The organism is uncultured Nostoc sp. (genome assembly GCF_964245575.1).
Taxonomy (GTDB): Bacteria; Cyanobacteriota; Cyanobacteriia; order Cyanobacteriales; family Nostocaceae; genus Nostoc.
Map to the genome: position 1 here is coordinate 1 of NZ_CAXTNP010000399.1, position 5,184 is coordinate 5,184.

A 5,184-nucleotide genomic window follows, 5' to 3' on the forward strand; every position below is an offset into this window, starting at 1 on the left:
AGAATATATAAATATAGATAGATGTTAAAAAAGTAGATTTAGTCAGTCAAGTTATTTCGCTTAGGTAGCTTCATGTCCATGACCACGATCGCCCCTGAACAGGTTAACAGTATCGTTTGGAATCAGCATAACGATCCCTTTGAAATACTAGGTTCTCATCCCATAGAACAAGATGGCAAAACTGTCTGGGCTGTGCGGGCCTACCTACCAAATGCAAGTGCAGCATGGGTGGTTCTTCCTGAACAACGTAAAGAATACCCAATGCAAACAGTGCATCATCCCCACTTTTTTGAATGCACGATTGAAACCACAGAACTAGCAAACTACCAGTTACGGATTAAAGAAGGGGAACATGAGCGTGTCATTTATGACCCTTACGCTTTCCGTTCTCCCAACTTGACAGACTTTGACTTGCATTTATTTAGTGAAGGCAACCATCACCGAATATACGAAAAACTGGGAGCGCACCCCACGGAAATAGGCGGCGTTAAAGGCGTTTATTTTGCAGTTTGGGCACCTAACGCTCGCAACGTTTCATTGTTGGGAGACTTCAACCTCTGGGATGGGCGTAAACACCAGATGCGTAAAGGCCGCACTGGAATTTGGGAATTGTTTATTCCTGAAATCGGTGTGGGAGAGCATTACAAATACGAAATCAAAAATTTTGAAGGACACATTTACGAAAAATCCGATCCCTACGGTTTCCAGCAAGAAGTCCGCCCGAAAACAGCATCTATTGTTACTGATTTAGATGCTTACGCTTGGAGTGATGAAGATTGGATGGAAAAGCGGCGTCACACTGACCCCCTTAAAGAGCCTGTCTCAGTCTATGAAGTGCATTTAGGCTCTTGGTTACACGCTTCGAGTGCCGAACCTGCTAAACTGCCAAATGGTGAAACTGAACCTGTAGTTATCGTTTCTGGACTGAAGCCGGGCGCACGCTTCCTTACATACCGGGAACTGGCTGACCGACTCATTCCTTATGTCAAAGAATTAGGATACACCCACATAGAAATGCTGCCCATTGCGGAGCATCCCTTTGATGGTTCTTGGGGTTATCAAGTCACTGGGTACTATGCCCCCACCTCCCGTTTTGGCAGACCCGAAGATTTAATGTATTTTATTGACAAATGTCACCAAAATGATATCGGGGTAATTGTAGATTGGGTTCCTGGTCACTTCCCCAAAGATGGACATGGTTTAGCTTTCTTTGATGGTAGCCACCTTTACGAACACGCTGACCCCCGCAAAGGCGAACACAAAGGATGGGGTACTTTGGTGTTCAATTACGGTCGCCATGAAGTCAGTAATTTCCTAGCAGCAAACGCTCTCTTCTGGTTTGACAAGTACCACATTGACGGGGTTCGTGTCGATGCTGTTGCCTCGATGCTCTACAATGATTATTGCCGCGAACCAGGAGAATGGCTGCCCAACCAGTATGGCGGCAGAGAAAACCTAGAAGCAGCAGATTTTCTGCGTCAGGTAAATCACATTATCTTTAGCTATTTCCCCGGTGTTCTCTCAATTGCTGAAGAATCGACTTCCTGGCCAATGGTATCTTGGCCCACTTACACAGGCGGACTTGGCTTTAACTTGAAGTGGGATATGGGGTGGATGCACGATATGCTGGATTACTTCAGCATGGATCCTTGGTTCCGTCAGTTCCACCAAAACAATATCACCTTTAGTATGTGGTACAACCACAGTGAGAACTTCATGCTGGCCCTGTCTCACGATGAAGTGGTGCATGGTAAGAGCAATATCATCGGTAAAATGCCGGGGGATACATGGCAGAAGTTAGCAAATGTGCGTTGTTTATTTGCCTACATGTTTGCTCACCCAGGCAAGAAAACCATGTTTATGAGCATGGAGTTTGGGCAGTGGAGTGAGTGGAATGATTGGACAGATTTGGAATGGCATTTATTGCAGAATGAAGCCCACCAACAGTTAAAAACGTTTTTCCATGATTTGAATTATCTTTACCGTTCTGAACCAGTTTTGTACACCCAGGATTTTGCCCAAGCGGGGTTTGAGTGGATTGACTGTAGTGATAACCGCCATAGTGTAGTTGCCTTCATGCGTCGTGACAAGGATTCTGATGATTTTGCGATCGTGATTTGCAATTTTACACCGCAACCCCATTCTCATTACCGCATCGGTGTACCGGAAAAGGGATTTTATACTGAGTTATTCAATAGTGATGCGCGTCAGTATGGCGGCAGCAATATGGGCAACTTAGGCGGTAAGTGGACAGATGATTGGTCTTTGCACAGTCGTCCTTATTCGCTGGATTTATGTTTACCACCTTTGGGTGTGTTGATTCTCAAATTGGATAAGCAGAACACTGCTGAGGTAATTGGATAACAATTTGGGGTGGGCATTGCCCACCCAGGTCTAATCAAAACTTTACAGCAGTTTTCATTTATTTCAACCACATTTATCGTAGGGGCGCAAGGTCTTGCGCCCCTACAGCATGGTCTATTTACTCAATCAAAGCGCAATAGTATTGACGCGGCATCTATTTATCAACTAGCGATCGCTCTGCATTTACCCGTGGAATTCCGCTTAGTACTCAGAAGAAGCGCACTATTGAAGTAAATGAATCCAGTTCAAATACTCGTTAATGAGTATCAAAGGTGGATGAATGGAGCTAAAAGACTCATTAATGAGTATCAAAGGTGGATGAATGGAGCTAAAAGACTCATTAATGAGTATCAAAGGTGGATGAATGGAGCTAAAAGACTCATTCACGAGTATCAAAGGTGGATGAACCTAGCTCAAAGCCTCATTCACGAGTATTAATTTATCAAGAGCCAGAAGTTTTTGCAGCTCTGCCTTTACTAATAGCTTTAAAGCGATCGCTCAACAGTTCTGCTACAGTTTTTAAACCTGGAGTCTTTTTTGCTGCTGTCTTGACGTAATCATAAACTGTCAAACTGCCGAGCATCGCTTCGCTACCGACTGCCAATAGGGTATCATCTACTTGTTCGCTGAGTTGCCGGATTGAGATTAAAAGTTCGCTGAGTGTGGTAGCTAGTTGATAATCCCGGATAAATTCCTCAATGTCAAAGCTGGCTGGGAGAATCTCACGGTTAGACTGAGCAACGTTGACGCTATTGGTAACAAAAGCTAGGCTTTTATCGCCCATTTTGAATAACTTGCGTCGTTCTTGTGCAGTTAAAGCAATGAGAAAGGGCATCTTTTGGGCGATTATTTGTAGCGCTGCTTTAATTTCTTGGATATCTTCTGGCGAAAGAGTGCCTGTGATGTTTTGATTAGCCATCGTATAATTACTTGGGGATACTAGAGAGTCAGTAGCAAGATTTGCTAAGTATATGATTCCCAGAGTAAATGCGATGTCTACCAAGGACGTAGCTGCGGCACATCTTCTGAAGAGATTATCGAACAGATTATGCTGCTGGTTAAACCAATAAAGTATAACTTAGGATTATTTGGGTAGATGTCAAAGGAGCGCTTTTTTGGAGTGATGCTACTTTTTACGACTTTTCTAGTGTTTTCGGTTTAGGTAGCAGTTCACCATGTGTATCTGCTCAAGATGATTCATTCAATATATCTAAAAGTTATTGAGCAATTTTGATAGCCTGTTGTTGTCGCGGTTTTGACCAAGGCAATTTGCAAGTTCGCCTTGAAGTGTATACTAACGTTTGACGATAGTAACGCAAAGCGATAGGATTGTGATAGTTAGTTTTAAATCTGAAGAGACAAAGCTTATCTTTGACGGCTTTACATCTTCTCAGTATCCGCCCAATATCCAAAAAACTGCTTTCCGAAAACTGCTTATCCTTGACGCTGCAACATCAATTAACGATTTACGTGTTCCACCGGGTAATCGTTTAGAAAAGCTAGTTGGCAATAGGAAAGGGCAGTATAGTATTCGTATTAACGAGCAATGGCGAATCTGCTTTGTGTGGACGGATGAGAACAATGCTTTGGAAGTTGAAATAGTAGATTACCACTAACGCCTAGAAATAATCATGAACAACAACCGTCTGCCAAATATCTACCCTGGAGAAATCCTACAACTAGAATTTTTAGAGCCACTAAATATCACCCCTTATCGATTAAGCAAAGATATAGGTGTAGCTCAGACAAGAATTAGTGAAATTTTATCTGGAAAACGCACTATTACAGCAGATACAGCTTTGCGTTTATCTCGCTATTTTGGTAACAGCGCTCAGTTTTGGTTGAATTTACAAACGCAATACGATATACGTCAAGCTCTTGAAGAAAATGCAGAAGTTTATAATCAAATACCTACACTTTCCTTTAATGATGTAACCTAATACTTCTACAAACATCATGACTATGCCTAGCTGGGTTGCAGATAATTTCATCGCTGACCCCAAAAATGGAATTAATCTGATTATTGTAGTTGGTGGAGTTTAGGCCAAGAGATATTTAACTAAGATTATCTGGATTTATGGGAAGCGCTCTTTAGAGTTATGCTACGTTTAACGACTTTTCTAGTGTTTTTGGCTCTGGTAGAGGTTGACCGTCTGCCAAAGATGATTCAATCAGCATTTCTAAAACTTCTTGAGCATTTTTGAAAGCTTCTTCGTAAGTATCTCCGTGAGTATGACAAAACTCTCCCCATTCAGGAAGACTAACAACAAAACACTCATCTTCATCAGACCACTGAATAATTATTGTGTAGTGAGAATTCATTCTTGTTCTTCCTCTTGAGCCTTTTTAATTTCTTCTAACTTTTGAAGTGCATTATTAACATCTTTCTCTTGGTAAGCTTTAGCATCATTCCCGTCTTTACCTGATATAGTAACTCTCCCAGATAGCAAGGGATGATACCAATTAGTGTGGCTACCTTTTCCAGCACGGTATGTAAACCCTGCTTGTAGCAACAAGCTTTTGAGTTCTCTGATTTTCTTAGGCATATACTCAGCTTACATTTACTTTCTCCACTGCTTTAACTTCTGTTGAGCAAACTTTCGCACTTGCTCATCTGCATCATTCGCTGCTTTGTCGCGCAACAGTGGTAAAGTCTGGAGATGTTGAGAAAATTGCTTGATAATTATCTCTAGTGCAACGCGCCGAGGGTTGGTTTCATAGTCTTGCTCACGCTCAAAGGGGTCATTGACAGCGCAGTTGTAGTAAATTTCAAACAACTCAGGCTGATTTCTAAAGTGTTTGGCTAATGCTTGGATGGCT

The 5,184-nt window shown here is 42.2% G+C and carries 8 protein-coding genes; 4 read left to right on the forward strand and 4 right to left on the reverse strand.

Annotated elements, in window-relative coordinates; genetic code table 11:
- The first annotated feature begins 72 nt into the window (after positions 1 to 72).
- The gene (gene glgB / locus ACFFAP_RS35440; RefSeq protein ID WP_375515598.1) at positions 73 to 2,364 is read left to right on the forward strand and encodes a 1,4-alpha-glucan branching enzyme; all 2,292 of its coding nucleotides are present in this window, start codon (positions 73 to 75) and stop codon (positions 2,362 to 2,364) included.
- A gap of 9 nt (positions 2,365 to 2,373) precedes the next feature.
- Complete coding sequence (locus tag ACFFAP_RS35445) at positions 2,374 to 2,598, forward strand: hypothetical protein (protein WP_375515599.1); 225 nt, start codon at positions 2,374 to 2,376, stop codon at positions 2,596 to 2,598.
- 208 nt (positions 2,599 to 2,806) lie between these two features.
- Here ACFFAP_RS35445 and ACFFAP_RS35450 read toward each other — a convergent pair whose 3' ends face one another.
- Positions 2,807 to 3,283, reverse strand: a complete 477-nt coding sequence (locus tag ACFFAP_RS35450; RefSeq protein WP_375515600.1) for a hypothetical protein — start codon at positions 3,281 to 3,283, stop codon at positions 2,807 to 2,809.
- A gap of 412 nt (positions 3,284 to 3,695) precedes the next feature.
- Between ACFFAP_RS35450 and ACFFAP_RS35455 the strand changes: the two genes are divergently transcribed.
- Together ACFFAP_RS35455 and ACFFAP_RS35460 are read left to right on the forward strand one after the other, a co-directional pair.
- Positions 3,696 to 3,980: a type II toxin-antitoxin system RelE/ParE family toxin gene (locus ACFFAP_RS35455; RefSeq protein WP_375515601.1), complete on the forward strand. Its 285-nt coding sequence runs from the start codon at positions 3,696 to 3,698 to the stop codon at positions 3,978 to 3,980.
- Positions 3,981 to 3,995: 15 nt separating this feature from the next.
- Positions 3,996 to 4,304, forward strand: coding sequence for a HigA family addiction module antitoxin (locus ACFFAP_RS35460; RefSeq protein WP_114085304.1), 309 nt, complete (start codon positions 3,996 to 3,998; stop codon positions 4,302 to 4,304).
- A 157-nt stretch (positions 4,305 to 4,461) separates the two neighbouring features.
- Here the strand turns inward: ACFFAP_RS35460 and ACFFAP_RS35465 are convergent, their stop codons facing one another.
- From ACFFAP_RS35465 to ACFFAP_RS35475, 3 genes are all read right to left on the reverse strand, one after another.
- Positions 4,462 to 4,686, reverse strand: a complete 225-nt coding sequence (locus ACFFAP_RS35465; protein WP_375515602.1) for a type II toxin-antitoxin system HicB family antitoxin — start codon at positions 4,684 to 4,686, stop codon at positions 4,462 to 4,464.
- Positions 4,683 to 4,910, reverse strand: a complete 228-nt coding sequence (locus tag ACFFAP_RS35470) for a type II toxin-antitoxin system HicA family toxin (protein WP_375515603.1) — start codon at positions 4,908 to 4,910, stop codon at positions 4,683 to 4,685. The genes ACFFAP_RS35465 and ACFFAP_RS35470 overlap by 4 nt, the downstream gene beginning before the upstream one ends.
- Positions 4,911 to 4,925: 15 nt before the next feature.
- On the reverse strand, positions 4,926 to 5,184 hold a 259-nt coding region (locus ACFFAP_RS35475), incomplete at its 5' end, for a hypothetical protein (RefSeq protein WP_375515604.1).